Below are 20,763 nucleotides of genomic sequence, written 5' to 3' on the forward strand. Positions count from 1 at the left end.
TATCAATGGCAACTAGGTTTTTACTAACATAACGCATAGATTTGTATAACAAGAGCCGTGTGATGGGAGACTATCAAGCACGGTTCTGTGAGAGGCTTAGGGTGAGACTCCCTTTGCCTACTCGACCACTTAACGTTATAAGCCATATCAAATAAACCAAGTAGAATATTAGTAATTAATGAAAATTTTCGAAGTAAAACAATCTGAATTAAAGGAGATTACTCTATTCTTAATTGAAAAGAAGATTATCCTACATCCGTTGATTTCTCCTGATGGAATACCTGACTTTACTGGATATGAAAACAAAAAAATTGAGATAATACTTGATAGAAATATATTCGTTTATCTGCTTAGTTTGCTTGAAAATGGAAGACTTAATGACAATTACAAAAGAAAAATAATTAGTTCTTTGATGTTTTGGATTGAATTTAACAGTTTTTCCCTAAATTCTGGAATTGCTCTGTCTGAATATGCTGATTTCAAAAATGATAATATATCAGCGAACCAAGAACATAATATTGTTAATAAGTTATTTATCGATTACACTCCAAAGGACTGGTTAGACCTTGCACTTGCTCGTCGAGAGACAATAAAGAAGGTAAATAATGTATTGGGAACTGAGAATAAATTTCATGTTGAATCTTCACATTTTAAAATGCATTATCTCGAAATGTTAAAACTTGCTCAACTTTATTATAATGAGGAAATTTCGATAATTGAAAAATATAATCTTTTCTTCGATTGGATTTATAAAAATATAATTATTTGTCAATATACAATTTGTTTAAGCGCAAAGATTTTAAGTGGGAAAAGTAAGGTGTTTAGTTTGAAAAAAATCAATTTTAAAGAGCTAAACAAGTTTTGTACTAACCAAGCCTGGGATTTAACTTATTTGTCAACTTGGAGTACTTTTTATTGGTATGAAAAACAATCAGAAAAAATCTACTTATTTGCAACTGCTGATAAAGAATTACGAGAAATTTTCACATTGACAAATATGCATCCAGATAAAATATTCTCAAACTACTTTGGGAAAAATAATGGAAAAGAAATTGAGCTGATTATGAAGAAAGTCTACTTACCTAGAAAAAAAAGAGACATTAATGACGATATATTAAATGAATTAATAGAAATTGAAAGAAATAATCTTGAAAATCAGATAAATATAAAATACGGCTTATAACAACCAAGCCTTCGAGTAGCAACAACTGCCCAATAGGTAGGGGGCGTTGATGGTTCCGATGGCATTATTGCTATTTTATGGGGAATGGTTTAGTTTGAGGAATTTTTAAGAAAAGAAATCTTGTAATACACAGCCTTTTACATGTGGGTTTTCCAAAGAATAAATAATTTAAGAGCTTTAAAAGTTTGCTAATAGTGAGCCTTTAAGGCTTAAGCCACATATAATAATTTACATCTCCTATTTTTAAGGGCGTTTTCAATTTTCAGGTATCCTGAAAAAAAGCTATGTTTAACACTTAATTAAGTAGTTTGTTGAGTTTTTAGACAGACTGCCGTTGGCGGTTATTGTAAAATGATACATTCTCCAAATTAAGAAACTGTTTCAATTTGGTTTTTTTATCTTTATCGAAGTAAAAATTATATAAATGACAAAAGAGACTTCCATAAAATTATTTGAATCAAAAAAGATTAGAGTTCATTGGGATAATGAGAAAGATAAATGGTTTTTCTCAATTATTGATATTATTGAGTCATTGACAGGAAGCTCTAATCCTCGGAGATATTGGAGTGATTTGAAACGTAAGTTGATTAAAGAAGGATTTAGTCAGTTGTACGAAATTATCGTACAACTGAAATTAGAATCAGCTGATGGTAAAAAGTATGAGACGGATTGCTCAGATACAGAAGGATTATTAAGAATTATTCAATCTATTCCGTCACCAAATGCAGAACCATTTAAAGTATGGTTAGCCAAAGTGGGATACGAACGAATTGAAGAAACAGAAGACCCAGAGTTGGCATTTGACAGAGCAATGGAAACCTATTTGAAAAAAGGGTATTCAAAAAACTGGATCAATCAACGAATAAAAAGCATTGAAGTTCGGAAAGAGTTGACAGATGAATGGGAAATAAGAGGAATGCAAAAGGGACAGGAGTATGCCATTCTAACAGATGAAATCACAAAAGCATGGGCTGGATTAACAACAAAACAGTATAGAGATTTTAAAGATTTGAAAAAGGAAAATCTTCGAGATAACATGACTAATTTAGAATTAGTGCTGAATATGCTTGCGGAGACATCAACAACTGAATTGTCAAAAAAGCATAAGCCAAATACATTAATTGAAAATAAGAAGATTGCTAAAAAAGGTGGTTCAGTAGCTGGTCGTGCACGGAAAGATTTAGAGCAAAAATTAGGAAATAGCGTGATTAGTTCATTAAATGCTAAAGAATTAAAGAAAAAAGATGAAAATGAACTTGACGAATAAACAACAAACCGCTAACACGCGGTATAAAATATTGCCGAGACGGTAGGTTATTCAAGTGTTGTAGTCCGCTTCAAAGTTCGTTGTAACTTGACAGTTGATTTGCCCGCAATCCCTTATTGGCCATACCGCCAACCGTTGTGCTTCATACAATAAACGATGAGAGAAATTTTAAAACTATTGGTAATTCTATTGACATTAATACACCTGTCAAATACTGCTTTAGCTCAATCTGAGAAATGCGACACTGATAAATTACTTGTAATTCATGAGAATATAGATAGTTTATCTATTCAAATGGTCGAAGATTTCCTTTACACATTCGACGAATCATGCAAGAATAATGCGGAGTATTCACAATGGAGTAAAGAATTGTTGTATAAAGTGATTGACAAAAGAACTGATCTCTTTTTTAAGGCTCTACTGTCTGAAAATATTACAAATGATAGCTGTATTCTAAAGTCATTTAGTTCTCCATTATTGGACTATAATTTCCAGAAGTTTTATGACAAAATTAAAGTAACCAAAACCAATTCAAGTGTGAGAAATAGTTATTTGAATGCACTCGTTGAATTAGCAAAAGATGAAGGTCTTGAAATTGTTAGGTAAAGCACGAAAGCACAACAACCAAGCCTTCAAGTAGCAACAACTGCCCAATAGGTAGGGGGTGTTGATGGTTCCGATGGCAATATTGCTACTTTATGGGGAATGGTTTAGTTTGAGGAATTTTTAAGAAAATAAATCTTGTAATACACAGCCTTTTACATGCAGGTTTTCCAAAAAAAATGTATAAAGATGTAGATCAGTCTCCAGCTTTTTTTGTGTTTTATAGTGAGATGATTTTACAAGCATGCATAGCTATAGCATTAGTATTGAATTAATGGAGTTCTTAGGGGTGAAATTGGTACAAATAAGAACTTGGTTTCTGTCAGAAAATAAAAGCAATATCAATTTTTATGTATCCTTAAAACAGCTATATTTAACACTTACTTGAGCAGTTTGTTGAGTTTTTAGACAGACTGCCGTTAGGTGCAAGCTTAAAACCAAAAACGATGAAACAAATACTATTAATATTTTGCATATTCTGTTATCTGTTAACAGTCAATGCACAGACAAATAAACCGTTCCCCTATTTAACTTCGATAACTAACAGTGATGATTCAAAAGTCCAGCTGTTTATTGATAAAAACAAATCGGAAATTTTTAATGTAAAACTTAAAGAATTAGACAAAAATCATCCACTCCATATCTCGACTGATTGCGAATCAGAAATGACTTTACTCGCAATTACAGAAATTGACAATTCAAATAAAAAATACGCTATAATTTATGGTTATTGCCCTGAACCAGAATTTAATATTTACGACGCAAATGACCTTGATAATTATATCGGAGCAATCGGAGGACTGGAATTATACATTCCTGGAAATGGAAATTTATACGTATCAGGTCATGTAAATTCAAACTTTAATCTAAAAAGGAAATTGACTTTTATTGACAATGAAATTAAGGAAGTAGAGCAACCTCAATATTATGTGGGATTAAAGACAAAGACTCTAAATTCAATTACTTTGTATAAAACAAAAGAATTAAAAAACGAAGTTGCCAAACTACCTGAGAATTATAAAATAGAAGTGATACTTGCCGAATCAAGTTATAAACTAGACGAGTATTACCTAGTTAAAACCGAATTTGGTTTAATCGGCTGGACGAAGGTTAAAGCTGGACAATATAAATCGATTGACATTGAAGGAATTTATTGGGCAGGAGATTAAAATAAATAAAAGCCAGCACCTAACAACTAAGCCTTCGAGTAGCAACAACTGCTCAATAGGTAGGGGGTGTTGATGGTTCCGATGGCAATATTGCTACTTTATGGGGAATGGTCTAGTTTGAGGAATTTTTAAGAAAAGAAATCTTGTAATAATTTGGGGTGATAGTTTGATAGGATTGAAGCCCACTACCATTTCCGTTTTTTTTCCTAAATGTTGTGGGCCATAAATATAGGCAATACATGTAGTGAGTTCATTTTACTATTAATCAGCTTACTTTTATTACTTTTAATTTTTTAAAAAGAACCAGTCCGTTACCTTTTGTTCATCCTTAAAATATATCTTTTTATGAAGCGTAAAATACTTTTTCTATTTATAAGTCTGTTTACAGTTTTGGGCTTAAATGCACAAAACATTATATACGTTTATGGAGATGTGGCGGCCGACGGCACATTGCCTTCTGGAGTACAAAAGCCATTTCATCAAATGCGTTTGAACGATGAAGGGAATTTGGGGATGAGTGGTTTTAAGGAAGCCATTGAAGAGGTTGGTTGCACCATAAATGAAGTTTATGATCAAGAAATTGTTATTGATAGTAAATTTTTAAAGTCGGTAGATGTTTTAATCTTAGGATCCAATCAGCGTGTTTTTACCGAAGCAGAAGCCAAAGCCTTAAAACGTTGGGTGAAAAATGGTGGTGGTGTTATTGCTTGGTCCGATAGTGGTTTTGGCGGAGAATATAGCTTGGTAGGACTGGATAATGATTTGGGTAGGGTTTCCGACAATAGTTTAATGGCTCAATTTGGCATGTATTTTTTAACAGATAATGGCGCGGGCAATTATTTGGTTAGTGAGTACACACAAAATCATTATATCAATAAGAATAATAAACACAAGGGGGTTTCTTTTAGAGGGGAAGGCGTCAGTTTTGTTCGCGTTTCGCAACCAGCAATTATGCTTGCTAAAGCACAAGAAGGTGGTTTAGGCGGACGATTAGTGGTCAATGCCATTGATGGTGAGTTTCATGAGGAAACAGATGCTTCATTAGCTATTGCAGAGATAAGCGAAGGTCGTGTGCTTGGAGTTTTTGATCGTAATTTATTTTGGAATGCCGGAGCAGGTACACGATTAAGTCATTCAGACAATAAAGAATTTGCACAACGAATTGTACTGTGGGCTGCAGGTATCGAAGAGGAACAACGTTTTTCGGATGGTACCAATGCCATAGTTGCAGCCATAAATACGCCTCCAACAGTTACTATTGACTATGTGTACACAGAAGCGGATAATAGTCTTGCCATTGCAGCAGTAATAACCGATTCCGATTCCGATGACATGATTCCCGAAATTAGATGGGAGCAAGTAAAAGGTCCTGCCAATGTGGTGTTCGAAAATAATAATCCCAATACAACAACACCTCGTATATTTTTGCCTGAAGTTGGTAAATATGTTTTTAGAGCAATCATTATGGATGGAGAATTTGAGATGATAAAGAAGCTTGAATTTGAAAGGGAGTAAAGTTTTACTTGATGCTTAGCACCTAAAACCAGAAATTATGAAACGTCCATGTCAAAGCAATTTTGACACACAGGGGGATGATTATTCCAGCATGGTAAGTTCCATATGGCAACTAAAAAACAAATAATAATCATATGAAAAAGGATATCGAAAATGAATTTTTAGAAAAGGCTGAAATATTTAAAGCATTAGCACATCCAACGCGCTTATTCATTATTCATGCTGTGAACGATAAAAAGCTATCGGTAAAAGAGCTTACCGAATTGGTTGGTATTGATATTTCTACCATGTCTAAGCATCTCGATATTCTTAAAAGGAATAAAATAATTGAAGGAGAGAAAGAAAAAAACTTCATTTACTATCGTTTAGCAATTCCTTGTGTGCTCGATTTTATGCATTGTGCAATTAAAGTGATAAATAAAAAATAAAAGATTTACAAATCTATTTGGTTAATTGGCCAATAAAAAACAGGAGCTTTTAAAAGTAGCAGTAGAAAGCTTTTTCTTCTGCTGCTTTTATTTTTTAGGAGCTTAAATCACATTTATTTTACTCGCTTACAAATAACTAGTGTCAGCAACAAATCGGATGTCTTCTATCGTATAGTATGCTTTTGGATTATACTGTTTCACTAGTGTAATTACATCGCGTGTGGCTTTCCTTTTCAGGATAAGGAAAACAATTCCTACCGCACCATCTTTACCTTCCCCGGCAACACTGGTAACAGCATATCCCTTTTGGCGCAAAGCACGCACTAAGTCATCTACTTCCGAACGTGTAATAATGCGTAATAATTCATATCCCATCGCTATCTTCTCTTCAATTCGCATACCGATATAGGTACCCATACCAAATCCGGCAGCATAAGCAACATAGGTGAGCCAGTTATCAAGATTTTCCATAATTCGGGTAATAGTTATAATCCAAATCAGTACCTGTACAAAACCAATAAGTGGGGCATACTTGCGGTATCCTCTCGATACCATTATCACTCTTATCGTGTCAAGGGATACATCGCAGATACGTGCCATGAAAATTAATAGTGGCAATATTAGGTAGTCAAAATAAATAGAGTCCATAGTTCAGTATATAAAATTTAAAAGCAAAGTTACTATTTAATTACCACTGTCGATTTGAGATGTAGAAATCTACAGTGGTAATTAAAGCTAGTAAGTTTGATCAACTAGTTAAAGAAGTCGAACAAGAGCTAAATAATACTAACTTTCAAAAAGATAATTGAGAATAAGATAGGGTATAGTTTGCGATTTAATGCATCGTGGATCAGTGGATTATACATTATTGTTCTTACGTCAACTTTTTTCTTGATGGACACCGATGCGCTTCGAAATCTCAATCGGTTCCTATTGTAAATCGTCATACTGTCTGAAAAAGGGATACTTGATGGTGATTTAGTTATCAGTGAAAATGAATAAATATGAGAATCTATGTAAGTTGATTTAGCCAAATGGACAGTGTAAATCAAAACATTTAATTGTAATAGAAGTAATACCGAGCCTGAAAGGCTCAAATATAAATAGCCCGGGGTAGCACCCCGGGTTTGTTGTAGAATGTAAATCCGTCGCAAAGGGACTGATAAGAAAGGAGCTTCTCTTTCTCACGACGGAATGCAATATCTTATACCATATATTGTCTCCTGAAATAACTTAACAGATTATTACTCTTTTTGAATAGTCGTGTTGTAAATTAGTATACTATCTCAAATTTAGAATCTAAGAATCTATTTCCTTATTTGGAACTATTCTCCGAGTCAAAGTCTTCTGTTCTAAATCATGTTTTGTTAGTTTTAAAATATCAAAGGATAAAATATCTTTGCGATATATTTAACGAAGCGATAATAAGAAATGAAAATAGCCGTACCAGTAACAAGTAGCCGACAAATCGATAGCCATTTTGGTCATTGCGAATTTTATAATGTATTTACAATTTCGGAAAATCAAGAAATTGTCGACATACAAAAAATGGAATCACCACAAGGATGTGGATGCAAATCGAATATTGCATCGGTTTTGGCAGATGCAGGCGTAACAGTAATGCTTGCCGGAGGAATCGGCAACGGAGCTATTAATGTATTGAACAATTCAGGAATTGAAGTGATTCGTGGCTGTTCGGGCAATGCCGACGAGGTGGTGAAATTGTATGTTGCAGGATCGGTGAGCGATAGTGGTTCTAGTTGTCAGCATACCCATGAAGATGGTCATACTTGTAACCATTAAAAAAAGAAGGTTTTTACAGAAAAATAGGAAGGTAAAAAGAGGCCGTTTAGCTGTTTTTTCGTGTGGCCTACCAAAATAGCTATTCCTCGATAGAAGAAACGAGATGTAATTAGAGGAAAATATCATTATTTTCTGCAAGAAAAAAGGTTTATAGTCAATACTATAGACCTTTTTTGCTTTTAGGAATAAGCGGGACTTATTGCTTCGTTTTTTAATGATTTATTAAGGATGAAAATAATTGGAATATTGTAGGTATTCAACCACTTTTATTATTTAATTTGTAATGGTAAGTGTATAACTTATAAAAAAAATAAAATAAGCTTAGGCGATTATTAATCAGTGTTATAAAACGACTGTAATCAGTGTTATGAATGTTAAGATAAGAAAATCCGATACCAATGATTTTAATTTTTTGGTGAAATTAGAAGAGGAATCTTTTCCCGTTTTCCAAAGAAGTTCTAAACAGAGTATCAAACATGGTATTCAAAGTGAGTTTCAGGAGATTTTAATTCTCGAAACAAAGGATAAAAATAAAGTGCAAATAGGTGCTTTGGTTTTATTCAAATACAGTAAATCACTGCGAATCTATTCAATTGCGATATTGCCCGAATTTCAGAATAAGGGATATGGCGATTTTTTACTGAAACACATTGTAGAGTACGCAAATCGTCAGCATTTCGAAAAAATATTGATCGAAGTAAGCGCAAAAAATACAAAATTAATTGATTGGTATAAGAACAGGGGATTTACCACTTTGGAAACAATAGCCGATTATTACGGCGAAGGTGAAGCTGCTGAAAAAATGGAATTTAAAACGAATGTTGTGACCTATTCTTCAAAAACAACGAATATAATTGTTATAAATCAGCCTTATAAGTGGACTTTTCCGGATATAAATGCAAAGATTATTACAGTTAAAGAATATATTAATAACCCAATTTATCAAACCAATACCGATTTTAGAATCTTTAATCTTTGTAGTAGTTATAAGTATCAAACTTATGGATATTACGTGTCTTTACTTGCATCAGCTCGCGGACAGCGTATTATTCCAAGTACCATAACCATTCGCGATTTTCGTATTTTAAATGTAGTTCATTCAATTGCTTATGATATCGAGGATTACATCAATAAATCCTTGCATAAGGAGAAGGAAAATGTTTTCTCCTTAAATATTTATTTCGGTCAATCGAATACAAAAGGGTATAGTGCTTTGGCGGCAAAACTGCATCAATTGTTCGAAGCTCCCTTGTTCAAAGTCGATTTTATTAAGCACGACGACAAATGGATTATTAAAAAAGTTCAGGTGTTAACGATGAATAAAGTGGCCGAGCAGGACTTAAAATATGTGTACGAATTTGCCAAGAAATATTTTAATAAAAAAAGGTTTTATAGTACCAAACTAGTTAATTATAAGTACGATATTGCGGTTCTCGTAAATCCGAACGAAGAGAATTCACCCTCGTGTCCAAAAGCATTGGAGAAATTTAAAAGTGCAGCCAACCGAAAAGGATTATACCTTGAGTTTATCACCAAAAAGGATATCGATAAAATTAATGAGTTTGATGCTTTGTTTATCCGGGAAACCACAAGTGTGAACGATCATACCTACGAATTTTCGCGTACCGCTTATGCCGAAGGTTTAGTGGTTATCGACGATCCCTGGTCTATTTTACGATGCTCCAATAAAATTTATCAAAACGAGATATTTAAAAAACATAAATTATTAACGCCTCAAACCGAGATATTTACAAAGAATCTATTCGATCCAAAAATATTGAGTCAGATGAATTATCCCTTGGTGCTGAAACAGCCCGATAGTGCTTTTTCATTAGGCGTAATTAAGGTAGAGAACGAAACAGATGCGCTTGTCGAAATAAATAATCTGTTTAAAATTTCGGACATGGTGGTTTGTCAGGAATTTTTATACTCCGATTTCGATTGGAGAATTGGAATAATTGACAATACACCACTGTTTGCATGCAAATATTACATGTACAAAGATCATTGGCAAATATATAATTGGAAAGGCGAGGAGGAAGATAAATCGGGTAATTCCGAAACAGTTAGCATCGAATCGGTTCCCGAAATTGTGGTACAAACAGCATTAAAAGCATCCTCTTTAATTGGAGATGGTTTGTATGGTGTCGATTTAAAAATGATAGACGGGAAAGTGTATGTTGTGGAGGTAAATGATAATCCAAATATCGATGATGGAATCGAGGATTTTATTTTAAAAGATCAATTGTACGATACGGTTATTGATTCGATATATCAGCGAATTGAAATTGCTAAAAACGTGCAACGAATTGATTTTAGAAGAAAATAAAAACGGAATTCAAATGTTAAAAAAAGGATGTTATTTTCATTCTGAACTAAAATGGATTGTTATTTCAGATAAAATAATTGGATTGCAAAGCTTTGCGCAATTATTCTTTTGATTTATTTCACCTGTTTTTTGTCAATTGAAAGTTACATTTGAAGAGGAGACGATTTAAAATTAAAAGTACTGATAATTAATAGATTACAGTGCTTATTTAGACAAAATTAAGAGTATAAAAAGCAATTGGGAATCGTAAGATTTGCAAATAAGGGATTTTTCCTCTTATATTTGTCGTATAGATTTGTCAACGTAATCAGATCGAAAGAGAGATTGTAGATGTTCGTTGACAAAGTTAAAAACAAAAGGAATCTTTAGAGGTTCAAACTAGCAAAAAAGAATATGCAACTTAATTCAATAATTATTATTAGCGTCATTATTCGCGTCCTTCTGGACACGATTCGAGGCTGAGCATATTTAAATTAAACGAATTTAATTTTACAAAATATCTAAGGCCTCTTCAAAACGAAGGGGCTTTTTTTTTGATCCGGTTATTGTATGTTATCATTTAAGGTAGTCATTATCGTCATTATTATTTCAATCATCATTATTAGAATGGTGATGAGGGAAGACGTGCACACACAATAACTTTCGAAACAAACGAAATTATTTAGCGCTCTTTCCAACGAAAGGGCTTTTTTTTTGATCCAAATCGAAGCATACAATAGTTAAACCATTAATGAATTAAGCAAGATGTATAAAAATAAATTACGCAGTAATCAAACCACACAAGGCCGAATGATGGCTGGAGCCAGAAGCTTGTGGAGGGCAAATGGTATGAAGGAAGAAATGTTCGGAAAGCCGGTTATTGCGGTGGTGAACTCTTTCAGTCAGTTTGTTCCCGGGCATGTTCATTTGCAGAATGTTGGGCAAATGGTGAAAAAGGAAATTGAAAAGGCTGGCTATTTTGCTGCAGAATTTAATACAATTGCTATCGACGATGGAATTGCAATGGGTCACGATGGGATGCTATATTCCTTGCCTTCGCGCGATGTTATTGCCGATAGTGTTGAATATGTTTGCAATGCCCATAAGGTGGATGCAATGATTTGTATTTCCAATTGCGATAAAATTACTCCTGGAATGATGATGGCTGCAATGCGATTAAATATTCCTACTGTTTTTGTGTCGGGCGGACCGATGGAAGTTGGGGAGTCGAAAGGCGAAAAGCTCGATTTGGTTGATGCTATGGTAAAAGCAGGTGACGAAAGTGTGAGTGACGAACGCATGCAGGAAATTGAAGAATCTGCTTGTCCAACCTGCGGAAGTTGCTCGGGAATGTTTACTGCAAATTCAATGAATTGTTTAAATGAGGCATTAGGATTGGCTTTAGCAGGAAACGGAACATTACTAGCAACGCATAAACTTCGTAAAGATTTATTTATTGATGCTGCGAATTGTATTGTAGCCATTACCGATAAATATTACAAGGATGGCGACGATCGTGTTTTGCCACGATCAATTGCCACAGTAGATGCATTTCGAAATGCCATGACATTAGATATTGCAATGGGAGGTTCTACAAATACTGTGCTTCACTTGTTAGCAATAGCTCATGAAGCCGAGGTCGATTTTACAATGAAAGATATGGATGAGCTATCTCGAAAAACTCCAAATTTGTGTAAAGTAGCTCCAAATTCACCTAAGTATTACATCGAGGATGTAAACAGAGCAGGTGGAATCATGAGTATTCTTGCTGAACTAGATCGAGGAAATCTTTTAAATACCGATGTGTATCGGGTTGATTCTACTAACCTAAAGGAGGCCTTGTTACTTAATGATATTTATTCTGAAAAACTTAGCAAGAAAGCTTTGGGAAGATGTCATGCTGCACCGGGGCAGATTGGTAGAAATTTAACTTTCGCATCACAGAATATGGCTTTTAAAGAGCTCGATAAAGACAGAGAAAATGGTTGTATCCGTAGCATGGAAAATGCCTATACAAAAGATGGTGGATTAGCTGTATTGTTTGGGAATATTGCTCCTAACGGAAGCATTGTAAAAACGGCAGGAGTAGATCCTTCGGTTTTCGATTTTACAGGTACAGCAAAAGTATATTATTCGCAAAAAGATGCTTGTGAAGCAATTCTAACCAAACAGATTAATGCCGGCGATGTGGTTGTGATTCGTTATGAAGGACCGGCGGGTGGACCCGGAATGCAGGAAATGCTGTATCCAACCTCTTACCTAAAAGCTATGGGATTAGGAGCTAAATGTGCGCTGATTACCGATGGACGTTTTTCTGGTGGAACTTCTGGATTATCAATTGGTCATGTGTCTCCCGAAGCAGGAGCAGGAGGAGCAATTGCCTTAATTCAGAATGGAGATAAAATTGAGATTAGTATTCCTAAAAGAAGTATTAATGTCTGTATTTCTGATGAGGAATTAGCACAGAGAAGAAAAGACGAAGAAGCATTTGGTTCGGAAGCATTTATGCCTCGAGGACGTAACCGTAAGGTTTCAAAAGCACTTCAGGCATACGCAAGGTTGGTGTCTTCGGCAGATAAAGGAGCAATAAGACAATTATGAATTATTAATTATGAATTAATAATTGAGTCAAAAAAAGGTAAGAAATATAGGCTTTCAATTTTTGACTATCAACAACAATCATTATGGAAGTAGCAGCAAAAACAAAAAATATAAATGGAATGAGTAAAACCATTGAAAGAATATCCGGAGCCGAAATTTTGGTTCGAACGCTTATTCAGGAAAATGTAGATACCATGTTTGGATACATTGGTGGTGCAATTATGCCGGTTTACGATGCGTTGTACGATTATCAGAAAGAATTAAAGCATTACATGTCGCGACATGAACAGGGAGCTATGCACTCTGCTCAGGCTTATGCTCGTATCAGTAAAAAACCAGGTGTGTGTTTCACAACTTCTGGTCCTGGAGCAACAAATGTAATTACAGGTTTGGCCGATGCTTATCTGGACTCAACTCCTATGGTGGTAATTACCGGACAGGTTGCCAGTGGATTGCTGGGAACAGATGCTTTTCAGGAAACCAATATGGTTGGTTTGTCGATGCCGGCAACCAAATGGAATTATCAAATTACCAGTGCGGAAGAGATCGCCCCAATAATGGCGAAAGCATTTTATATTGCTCGTTCTGGTCGTCCGGGGCCGGTTTTAATTGATATTACCAAGGATGCTCAGATTGCCACAGCAGATTACGTTTATAAAAAATGCGAAAGTGTGCGTTCTTATCAGCCGGTTCCTAAAGTAAATCAAGAAGAGATTGAAGCGGCTGCAGCATTGATTAATGGAGCAAAAAAACCATTACTTTTGGCCGGACAAGGAATTTCTCTTTCGGGAGCCGAAAAAGAATTATTGGAATTTGTGGAAAAAACTCAGATTCCTGTCGCCTGTACTTTGTTGGGATTGTCAAGCTTTCCTACCGATCATCCATTGTATGTTGGAATGTTGGGAATGCACGGAAATTATGGTCCAAATAAGAATACCAACGAGTGTGATGTGTTGATTGCTGTTGGTATGCGTTTCGACGATAGAGTAACAGGAGATACAAAAAAATATGCCAAGCAGGCAAAAATTATTCATATTGATATAGATCGATCGGAACACAACAAAAATATTATTGTTGATGTGCCTGTACTTGCCGATGCAAAAGATGCTTTAACAGCCTTGAATAAACTGGTTCGTGGAACTGCTAAAGAAGCGTGGATGAAAACCTTTAAGGATTTTTATCAGTTGGAGTTCGATAAAGTAATTAAGAAGCAGGCTTATGCCAATAAGGAAAATATCAATATGGCCGAGGTAATCCGATTATTATCGGAGCAAACCAATGGACAAGCAATTTTGTGTACCGATGTGGGGCAACACCAGATGACAAGTGCCAGGTATTATGGATTTAAACGACCAAATACTCAAGTTACATCTGGTGGATTAGGAACCATGGGATTCGGTTTGCCAGCTGCAATTGGTGCTCAAATAGCCGATATGAATGCGCAGGTTGTATCGGTATCGGGTGATGGTGGTTTTCAAATGACTTTGCAGGAATTGGCAGTGATCAAGCAATATAAGCTGCCTGTAAAAACAATTGTTTTGAATAATTCATTTTTAGGAATGGTTCGTCAGTGGCAAGATTTATTCTTCGAGCAACGTTTTTCTTATACTCAATTAGAGAATCCTGATTTTGTGAAAATTGTAGACGGATACGGAATTAAAGCAAAGCGTGTATCGAAACGGGAAGATTTGGATGCCGCCATTCAAGAAATGTTGGAAACACCAGGAGCCTTCTTTTTGGAAGTAATGGTGGAAACAGAAAGTAATGTAATGCCAATGATAGCTCCAGGAGCTGCGGTATCTGATATGCGATTGGAATAAGTAATAAGGTAAAAGGAGAAAGTTTAAAAGCTAAAAGAGAAGGGAAAAACAGGTCATTTTATTGAGTTTTATCTCGCATCTCATTTCTCACATCTAATATCTAAATAAAATGAAGGAATATACAATAACAGTTTTTTCTGAAAACGACATCGGGTTGTTGAATGAGGTTACCATCGTTTTCTCGCGAAGAAAAATAAATATTGAAAGTTTAACCGTTTCCGAATCGGAAGTAAAAAGGGTTTCTCGATATACCATTGTTGCTTTTATGGAAGAAGCTCGAGTTGAGAATGTAGTTCGTCAAATCGAGAAAATCATAGGTGTATTTAAGGCTTTTTATTTCGAGGCAGATGAAATTGTTCATCAGGAAGTAGCGCTTTTTAAAATTGCGAATACACCAGATCTGAATGGAAATTTGGAAGCATTAATGAGAAGTCAGAATGCAAAAATACTTACCGTTCATCCAGATTTTCTGGTGATAGAGAAGGTAGGGTATAAGGCTGAAAATCAGGAGTTATTTAATGAGTTAGAGCAGTTTGGAGTGCTTCAGTTTGCTCGTTCAGGTCGTGTGGCAGTATCCTGTCAGCAGAAAGAGTTTACAAGTTATTTAAAAGAATTATCAAATTAATAATAGATGTAAGAGGATAGAAATGCGATGGGAGAATAGAATCATGCTACCCATTTCAATATCAAATCTAATATCTCAAATCTAATATCTAAAAACAGAATAAAATGGCGACAATAAATTTTGGTGGCGTTGAAGAACAAGTAGTGACACGTGAAGAATTTTCATTGGAAAAAGCACGTGAGGTAATGAAAGATGAAACCATTGCAGTGATCGGATATGGTGTTCAGGGTCCAGGTCAGTCTTTAAATTTAAAAGACAATGGTTTTAATGTAATCGTTGGACAGCGTAAAGATTCTAAAACTTGGGATAAAGCAGTGGCAGATGGTTGGGTTCCAGGAAAAACCTTATTCGAAATCGAAGAGGCTTTGGATAAAGCTACTGTTATTCAATATTTATTATCCGATGCAGGACAAATTGCTGTTTGGCCTACTGTACAAAAATATTTGAAGCCTGGTAAAGCGCTTTATTTTTCTCATGGTTTTGGAATCACTTACAAAGAGCGCACAAAAATTGTACCTCCGAAAGATGTTGATGTGATTTTGGTAGCTCCAAAAGGATCGGGAACTAGTTTACGAAGAATGTTCTTGGAAGGACGAGGTTTAAATTCATCTTATGCAATTTTTCAGGATGCAACTGGAAAAGCTTTCGACCGAGTAGTAGCATTAGGAATTGGAGTTGGCTCGGGTTACCTGTTCGAGACAACATTTAAAAGAGAAGTTTATTCTGATCTTACCGGTGAGCGTGGAACTTTAATGGGTTGTATTCAAGGAATTTTTGCTGCTCAATACGATGTGTTGCGTGCAAATGGACACTCTCCATCCGAAGCGTTTAACGAAACTGTGGAAGAGTTAACTCAAAGTTTAATGCCATTAGTTGCTGAAAATGGAATGGATTGGATGTATGCAAATACTTCTACTACTGCACAACGTGGTGCTTTAGATTGGTGGAAGCCTTTCCGCGATGCTACGAAACCAGTTTTCGAGAAATTGTATAAAGAAGTTGCAGCCGGTAACGAAGCGCAACGATCTATCGATTCCAATAGTCAAAGCGATTATCGTGTGAAATTGGATGCTGAATTAAAAGAACTTCGCGAAAGCGAAATGTGGCAAGCAGGTACTGCCGTTCGTAAATTAAGACCAGAAAACAACTAAGAATAGTAAGTGAATGTGGAATGAGTAAATGAGTTGTTCAGAATATATTCTTATGGTGCGAAGTAGTGCACACGATAAGAGGTGGGAACAATGTTTAATTAGCGAGATAATTATAAGTTTTAGGGATAAAAATTGTTCTCATTTACTCATTAACACATTCACTTTTTAAAGCTTGAATATCCCAATACAAGGAAAACAAAATTTATATTAGTTGACAGATAAACAGGTGTTTGTGTTTGTTTTGTGTTGCAGGAAATGTATTTGGATTAGTTTGAATATCGGATTTGCAATTGAATAATTGTTTTTCCTAAAGGCCATAAGTTTTTAGGTTTGTTAGGAATTGATGATTTCACCAGATATTCTAAAATTGTACAAAACTTTAGTAAGATGATTTATGATAGTATTCTTATTGGTTTTCACCTGATTATTGATCTCATTATTGGAGAATCAACAAGGAAGACTGTGTAATATTCTAACGGATGTGAGTTTATCATACAAGGTTCTTCCAAAGACAGGAAGAATTTTTTTTTGCAGCAAAAACGAGTAACAGTATACTAAAACACAAATTACAATGAGTGATAAAATATTTATTTTCGATACCACGTTAAGAGATGGTGAGCAAGTTCCGGGATGTCAATTGAATACAATAGAGAAAATTGAGGTAGCCCGAACTTTAGAAGCGCTTGGAGTGGATGTTATCGAAGCAGGATTTCCGGTTTCAAGCCCGGGAGATTTTAATTCAGTCGTCGCAATAGCCAAAGCAGTAAATTATCCTACTATTTGTGCACTAACCCGTGCTGTAGAAAAGGATATTGATGTGGCTGCCGAGGCGCTTAAGTTTGCAAAAAGAGGGAGAATTCATACTGGAATTGGTACTTCTCCTTATCACATAAAATCAAAATTGAATTCAAACCCCGACGAGATTCTTGATAGAGCTGTTCGTGCCGTTAAGTATGCCAAGCGCTATGTAGAGGATGTTGAGTTTTACGCCGAGGATGCTGGTCGTTCGGATAATGAATATTTAGCACGTGTAGTAGAAGCAGTGATTAAAGCGGGAGCAACCGTAATTAATATTCCCGATACCACAGGATATTGCCTTCCCGGCGAATATGGTGCTAAAATTAAGTACTTAATGGAAAATGTTTCTAATGTTCACAAAGCAATCCTGTCCACTCATTGCCATAACGATTTAGGAATGGCTACTGCTAATTCTTTAAGTGGTGTTATTAATGGGGCTCGCCAGGTGGAGGTAACCATCAACGGAATCGGCGAACGAGCAGGAAATACTTCATTGGAAGAGGTGGTGATGGCGATTAAAACGCATCATGCTTTGCCATTTCATACAAATATTAAAAGTCAGGAAATTTATGCCGCCAGTCGTTTGGTTGCTTCTTTAATGAATATGCCTGTTCAGGCAAATAAAGCAATTGTTGGAAGAAATGCATTTGCACATTCCTCTGGTATTCATCAGGATGGAGTATTAAAAAACAGAGAGAATTACGAAATTATTGATCCTGTTGATGTTGGGATTAAAGAATCAGCCATTGTTTTAACCGCAAGAAGTGGTCGTGCAGCATTGAATCATCACCTTAGTCAAATGGGTTATGAGCTAACAAAAGCTCAGTTAGATGATGCCTATACCCGTTTTTTAGTGATGGCCGATCAGAAAAAGAATTTGACAGAGAAAGATCTTTCCGAATTAATGGGAGATACAAATGATTTACAAAAGTCGGTAGAATTAGTATTATTGCAGGTAGTTTCCGGTAAATCAACGATTCCAATGGCAACAGTTCATTTGAAAATTAAAGGAGTGAGTTGTGCTGCTACAGCAGAAGGAAACGGGCCAATTGATGCTTGTTTTAATGCTGTAAAAAAATTAATTGAACAAGAATTTACCTTAGGCGAGTTTTTGGTTCAGGCACTTACACGTGGCAGTAATGATTTGGGAAAAGTTCACGTTCAGGTGGAGCACAAAGGGCGTGTTCATTACGGATTTAGTGCGAATGTTGATATCATTACCGCTTCGGTAGAAGCATTGGTAGATGCACTTTCCAAAATAATATAAGATAGAATTAGAAGAAAATATTCAGAAACTATTTGAATTTGTTTAAGAATTTTTCTGCATGTAAAAATACGGAAGAATAAATTTAAAACAGTTTCTCAAATACATAATCGTATTAAAAGAGTAATATGGAACCAAAAACACTATTTGATAAAGTATGGGATGCTCACGTGGTTGAGAAAATTGAGGGTGGTCCAAGTGTATTTTATATCGATAAGCATTTAATTCATGAGGTAACTAGTCCGCAGGCATTCTCTGGTTTAGAAGCAAGAGGATTGAAAGTTTTTCGTCCTGAAAATACCATTGCGACTCCCGATCATAATATTCCGACCGAAAATCAGCACTTAACCATTAAGGATGAATTGTCGAGAAAACAGGTGGAAACCTTAACCGCTAACTGCGAGAAAAATAACATTACGCTTTATGGTTTAAACCATCCGTATAATGGTATTGTTCATGTAGTTGGTCCTGAATTAGGACATACTCAACCGGGAATGACTTTAGTTTGTGGCGATAGTCATACTTCAACACATGGAGCTTTTGGAGCGGTTGCTTTTGGAATTGGTACTTCGGAAGTAGAAATGGTGTTGGCAACTCAATGTATTTTGCAGCCGAAACCTAAAAAAATGCGAATTACGATTGATGGTGAGTTGCAAAAAGGCGTTACCGCAAAAGATCTTACTCTTTATGTGATTGCACAGCTGGGAACAGGTGGTGCAACAGGATATTTTGTGGAGTATGCAGGTTCTGCAGTTCGTGCCTTGAGTATGGAAGGTAGAATGACTGTTTGTAATATGAGTATCGAAATGGGAGCACGTGGTGGCATGATTGCTCCCGATCAAACCACTTTCGATTACGTAGAAGGACGCGAATTTGCACCAAAAGGAGAAGCTTGGAATCAGGCGCTTGCTAAATGGAAAGAATTAAAAACCGATGCTGGAGCTAAATTCGATAAGGAATATGTGTACCAAGCTTCGGATATTGAACCAATGCTAACCTATGGAACGAATCCAGGAATGGGAATTGGTATTTCGGGAAGCATTCCAGCAGCAAAAGATGTAGATCCAACAGAATTGCCAAGCTTTAAAAAATCTTTGGATTATATGGGATTTGGCTTAGGAGATAAGCTGATTGGGAAAAAGGTTGATTACGTTTTTGTGGGTAGTTGTACCAATGGTCGTATCGAAGATCTTCGGGTATTGGCAGGCGCTGTAAAAGGAAAGAAAAAAGCAGATTCAGTTACTGCATGGATTGTTCCTGGTTCAAAACAAGTGGAAAAGCAAGCTATAGAAGAAGGTTTGGTTGAAATTTTAGAGCAAGCAGGATTTAAAATGCGTCAGCCAGGCTGTTCGGCATGTTTGGCCATGAACGATGATAAAATTCCAGCAGGAAAATATAGCGTTTCAACCTCGAACCGAAATTTTGAAGGACGCCAAGGACCTGGTGCAAGAACCATGTTGGCTAGTCCGCTAACAGCTGCGGCGGCTGCCATAACCGGAGTCGTATCCGATCCAAGAGAATTGTTTTAATCAAAGCGTAGCTATTGCATTCTGCTATATAGGAGGAATTGCGATGGACAACATATAAAAAATAAAAGTATGCCAATAGATAAATTTACCACATTAGAATCGACATATGTACCGCTTCCAGTTGAAAATGTGGATACAGATCAAATTATTCCAGCTCGATTTTTAAAGGCAACAAGTCGCGATGGATTTGGTGAAAACCTTTTCCGCGATTGGCGATATGCAGCCGATGGAAAAGAAAATCCTGATTTTGTTTTGAATAAATCAGAGTATTCCGGGCAAATTTTAGTGGGAGGAAAGAATTTTGGAAGTGGTTCTTCCAGAGAACATGCAGCATGGGCTATTCACGATTACGGTTTTAAAGTGGTGGTGAGCAGTTTCTTTGCAGATATTTTTCAAAACAATGCATTAAATAACGGAGTACTTCCAGTAATTGTTTCTCCAGAGTTTTTGTCGAATATTTTCGATGCCGTAGAGAAAAACAAGGAACAAAAAATTGTGGTGGATTTGGAGAAGCAAAGCATTAGCTTGAATGGAAAAAGCGAAAGTTTTGTAATTAATCCATACAAGAAAAATTGTTTGCTGAATGGGTTCGACGATATCGATTTCCTGCTCGCAAGAAAAGAAAAGATAGAAGCATTTGAAAATACAGTGAATAAGTAAAATAGGATGGAGTGAATGAGTTTTTAAAATGTAAATCTC

The 20,763-nt window shown here is 35.7% G+C and carries 16 protein-coding genes; 15 read left to right on the forward strand and 1 reads right to left on the reverse strand.

The features are described 5' to 3' along the window. Positions 1 to 178 precede the first annotated feature (178 nt). From BZG02_RS20090 to BZG02_RS20115, 6 genes are all read left to right on the forward strand, one after another. Positions 179 to 1,183 (forward strand): hypothetical protein, encoded by a 1,005-nt coding sequence (locus tag BZG02_RS20090; RefSeq protein ID WP_101263542.1) that lies wholly within the window; start codon positions 179 to 181, stop codon positions 1,181 to 1,183. Between the two features lie 424 nt (positions 1,184 to 1,607). Next, positions 1,608 to 2,450, forward strand: a complete 843-nt coding sequence (locus BZG02_RS20095; protein WP_101263543.1) for a BRO-N domain-containing protein — start codon at positions 1,608 to 1,610, stop codon at positions 2,448 to 2,450. A 156-nt stretch (positions 2,451 to 2,606) separates the two neighbouring features. Next, complete coding sequence (locus BZG02_RS20100; protein ID WP_101263544.1) at positions 2,607 to 3,056, forward strand: hypothetical protein; 450 nt, start codon at positions 2,607 to 2,609, stop codon at positions 3,054 to 3,056. 443 nt (positions 3,057 to 3,499) lie between these two features. Further along, positions 3,500 to 4,222 (forward strand): hypothetical protein, encoded by a 723-nt coding sequence (locus tag BZG02_RS20105; RefSeq protein ID WP_101263545.1) that lies wholly within the window; start codon positions 3,500 to 3,502, stop codon positions 4,220 to 4,222. A 345-nt stretch (positions 4,223 to 4,567) separates the two neighbouring features. Continuing rightward, entirely contained in the window at positions 4,568 to 5,737 is a 1,170-nt protein-coding gene (locus BZG02_RS20110; protein WP_101263546.1) for a type 1 glutamine amidotransferase family protein, read from the forward strand. Between the two features lie 134 nt (positions 5,738 to 5,871). Next, a complete protein-coding gene (locus tag BZG02_RS20115) occupies positions 5,872 to 6,165 on the forward strand; it encodes an ArsR/SmtB family transcription factor (protein ID WP_101263547.1) in 294 nt (97 codons plus the stop codon). 126 nt (positions 6,166 to 6,291) lie between these two features. On the opposite strand, the gene BZG02_RS20120 is transcribed toward BZG02_RS20115, so the two are convergent. Beyond that, positions 6,292 to 6,813 (reverse strand): DUF2179 domain-containing protein, encoded by a 522-nt coding sequence (locus BZG02_RS20120; RefSeq protein WP_101263548.1) that lies wholly within the window; start codon positions 6,811 to 6,813, stop codon positions 6,292 to 6,294. 783 nt (positions 6,814 to 7,596) lie between these two features. On the opposite strand from BZG02_RS20120, the gene BZG02_RS20125 reads away from it, so the two are divergent. The 9 genes from BZG02_RS20125 to leuD all read left to right on the forward strand — a co-directional run bounded on the left by BZG02_RS20125 (position 7,597) and on the right by leuD (position 20,724). After that, positions 7,597 to 7,968, forward strand: a complete 372-nt coding sequence (locus BZG02_RS20125; protein WP_101263549.1) for a NifB/NifX family molybdenum-iron cluster-binding protein — start codon at positions 7,597 to 7,599, stop codon at positions 7,966 to 7,968. A gap of 367 nt (positions 7,969 to 8,335) precedes the next feature. Then, positions 8,336 to 10,297 carry a GNAT family N-acetyltransferase gene (locus BZG02_RS20130; RefSeq protein WP_101263550.1) on the forward strand — a complete coding sequence of 654 codons (1,962 nt, stop codon included), beginning with the start codon at positions 8,336 to 8,338 and terminating at the stop codon, positions 10,295 to 10,297. A gap of 744 nt (positions 10,298 to 11,041) precedes the next feature. After that, a complete protein-coding gene (ilvD, locus tag BZG02_RS20135; protein WP_101263551.1) occupies positions 11,042 to 12,877 on the forward strand; it encodes a dihydroxy-acid dehydratase in 1,836 nt (611 codons plus the stop codon). A gap of 83 nt (positions 12,878 to 12,960) precedes the next feature. Continuing rightward, a complete protein-coding gene (gene ilvB, locus BZG02_RS20140; protein ID WP_245868150.1) occupies positions 12,961 to 14,697 on the forward strand; it encodes a biosynthetic-type acetolactate synthase large subunit in 1,737 nt (578 codons plus the stop codon). 109 nt (positions 14,698 to 14,806) lie between these two features. Further along, entirely contained in the window at positions 14,807 to 15,322 is a 516-nt protein-coding gene (gene ilvN, locus BZG02_RS20145) for an acetolactate synthase small subunit (protein WP_101263552.1), read from the forward strand. 104 nt (positions 15,323 to 15,426) lie between these two features. After that, positions 15,427 to 16,473, forward strand: a complete 1,047-nt coding sequence (ilvC, locus tag BZG02_RS20150; RefSeq protein WP_101263553.1) for a ketol-acid reductoisomerase — start codon at positions 15,427 to 15,429, stop codon at positions 16,471 to 16,473. 571 nt (positions 16,474 to 17,044) lie between these two features. Then, on the forward strand, positions 17,045 to 18,538 hold the full coding sequence (locus tag BZG02_RS20155) for a 2-isopropylmalate synthase (RefSeq protein WP_101263554.1): 1,494 nt from the start codon (positions 17,045 to 17,047) through the stop codon (positions 18,536 to 18,538). Positions 18,539 to 18,663: 125 nt separating this feature from the next. Next, positions 18,664 to 20,064, forward strand: coding sequence for a 3-isopropylmalate dehydratase large subunit (gene leuC / locus BZG02_RS20160; protein WP_101263555.1), 1,401 nt, complete (start codon positions 18,664 to 18,666; stop codon positions 20,062 to 20,064). A gap of 69 nt (positions 20,065 to 20,133) precedes the next feature. Continuing rightward, the gene (gene leuD / locus BZG02_RS20165) at positions 20,134 to 20,724 is read left to right on the forward strand and encodes a 3-isopropylmalate dehydratase small subunit (RefSeq protein WP_101263556.1); all 591 of its coding nucleotides are present in this window, start codon (positions 20,134 to 20,136) and stop codon (positions 20,722 to 20,724) included. Positions 20,725 to 20,763 lie beyond the last annotated feature (39 nt).

The sequence above is a fragment of the Labilibaculum filiforme genome (assembly GCF_002843315.1).
GTDB classification, from domain to species: domain Bacteria; phylum Bacteroidota; class Bacteroidia; order Bacteroidales; family Marinifilaceae; genus Labilibaculum; species Labilibaculum filiforme.

What these genes read in the sequence shown, in the direction of transcription:
- ilvB (WP_245868150.1), top strand. Translation starts at nt 12,961, where the DNA reads ATGGAAGTAGCAGCAAAAACAAAAAATATAAATGGAATGAGTAAAACC.
- BZG02_RS20090 (WP_101263542.1), top strand. Translation starts at nt 179, where the DNA reads ATGAAAATTTTCGAAGTAAAACAATCTGAATTAAAGGAGATTACTCTA.
- ilvD (WP_101263551.1), top strand. Translation starts at nt 11,042, where the DNA reads ATGTATAAAAATAAATTACGCAGTAATCAAACCACACAAGGCCGAATG.
- ilvC (WP_101263553.1), top strand. Translation starts at nt 15,427, where the DNA reads ATGGCGACAATAAATTTTGGTGGCGTTGAAGAACAAGTAGTGACACGT.
- BZG02_RS20120 (WP_101263548.1), bottom strand. Translation starts at nt 6,813, where the DNA reads ATGGACTCTATTTATTTTGACTACCTAATATTGCCACTATTAATTTTC.
- BZG02_RS20155 (WP_101263554.1), top strand. Translation starts at nt 17,045, where the DNA reads ATGAGTGATAAAATATTTATTTTCGATACCACGTTAAGAGATGGTGAG.
- BZG02_RS20105 (WP_101263545.1), top strand. Translation starts at nt 3,500, where the DNA reads ATGAAACAAATACTATTAATATTTTGCATATTCTGTTATCTGTTAACA.
- BZG02_RS20100 (WP_101263544.1), top strand. Translation starts at nt 2,607, where the DNA reads ATGAGAGAAATTTTAAAACTATTGGTAATTCTATTGACATTAATACAC.
- BZG02_RS20115 (WP_101263547.1), top strand. Translation starts at nt 5,872, where the DNA reads ATGAAAAAGGATATCGAAAATGAATTTTTAGAAAAGGCTGAAATATTT.
- BZG02_RS20130 (WP_101263550.1), top strand. Translation starts at nt 8,336, where the DNA reads ATGAATGTTAAGATAAGAAAATCCGATACCAATGATTTTAATTTTTTG.
- BZG02_RS20095 (WP_101263543.1), top strand. Translation starts at nt 1,608, where the DNA reads ATGACAAAAGAGACTTCCATAAAATTATTTGAATCAAAAAAGATTAGA.
- ilvN (WP_101263552.1), top strand. Translation starts at nt 14,807, where the DNA reads ATGAAGGAATATACAATAACAGTTTTTTCTGAAAACGACATCGGGTTG.
- leuC (WP_101263555.1), top strand. Translation starts at nt 18,664, where the DNA reads ATGGAACCAAAAACACTATTTGATAAAGTATGGGATGCTCACGTGGTT.
- leuD (WP_101263556.1), top strand. Translation starts at nt 20,134, where the DNA reads ATGCCAATAGATAAATTTACCACATTAGAATCGACATATGTACCGCTT.
- BZG02_RS20110 (WP_101263546.1), top strand. Translation starts at nt 4,568, where the DNA reads ATGAAGCGTAAAATACTTTTTCTATTTATAAGTCTGTTTACAGTTTTG.
- BZG02_RS20125 (WP_101263549.1), top strand. Translation starts at nt 7,597, where the DNA reads ATGAAAATAGCCGTACCAGTAACAAGTAGCCGACAAATCGATAGCCAT.